This window comes from Gemmatimonadota bacterium (genome assembly GCA_026706345.1).
Taxonomy (GTDB): Bacteria; JAAXHH01; JAAXHH01; order JAAXHH01; family JAAXHH01; genus JAAXHH01.
In genome coordinates this window covers 1,919-2,936 of sequence record JAPOYX010000111.1, presented here as the reverse complement: position 1 = coordinate 2,936, position 1,018 = coordinate 1,919, and the positions used below count along the sequence as shown (strand labels likewise).

Annotated in this window: 1 protein-coding gene; it reads left to right on the top strand. The window is 58.2% G+C overall.

The window, feature by feature from the left end; genetic code table 11:
• Positions 1 to 442: 442 nt before the first annotated feature.
• The coding region (locus OXG98_07860) for a LacI family DNA-binding transcriptional regulator (protein ID MCY3771918.1) at positions 443 to 1,018 on the top strand (576 nt) is incomplete at its 3' end.

The window sequence follows — 1,018 nt, the reverse complement described above, 5'->3', positions numbered from 1 at the left end:
GTCCCGGCACTCACCGCAGGTTATTCGGCCGGCCTTGCCGGGTGGAGTCGATTCGTCCCGGGCACCGAAGGCTACCAGTGCGGCTGCCCATCCTTCAGTGGGAGGCCGGATCGGAGGTGAAAAATCTTTTTATTTCAGTTAGTTATATAACTATATCGACTAAGATCGACGACCGGCAAACTCTGGAAGGCGTTCTGAATCTACGATCCTGGATTTGGAGGTTCGAGTCTCCCCCCGGCTTCAACGTCGCCGTCAAAGACCGTAGACTATGGCCGCCCGTCGAAACGAAGTAACCCGAACGGCAATCGAGGTGTGCTGCGCCACCTGACGGGGTGGCATTGCTTGGAAAAACGACTGACGAATAAACTTCATCATGACCAGGACAGGCAGGAAACCGCCTAAATCGAAGTCCGGGGGTCGCGATATTTCCAGTGCAGTAACGATGGATCATATTGCCGAGCTTGCAAACGTCTCAAAGGCGACGGTATCCCGGGCGTTGCGCAACAGTCCGCTTGTTAACGAAGCCACGAAATCAATCGTGCTCGAGGCGGCGCGCAATAGCGGCTACGTCGTCAACAAAAACGCGCGAAAACTGAGAGACAAGCGTACCAACACGATAGCTATCGCATTGGATTTCCCATCGTATCCCGGCCAGCGTGTGGCCGATCCGTTCGTGTTCGAGTTGCTCTCGGACATCGTCAATTCGCTGGCCGTACGCGAAAAGGACGTGATCCTCTGTTCGCCCAATGCGTCGGATGCATTCGCCTATCAGCAGCTCCTCGCGGCGAAGAGCGCCGATGGAATCATCTTTCTCGGGCAGGGGGACCGGGAAGACGTGCTCAACGAACTGGCGGGGCGCAGGGCGCCGGTCGTCGTCTGGGGCGGCGTGGTGGACGACGCGCCCTATTGCACGGTAGGCAGCGACGACCGCCATGGCGGATACCTGGCCGGCAGCCGGCTCGCCGACCTGGGCTGTACGAATGTCCTGTACATGGGCAATCACCGCCATCTGGAAAGC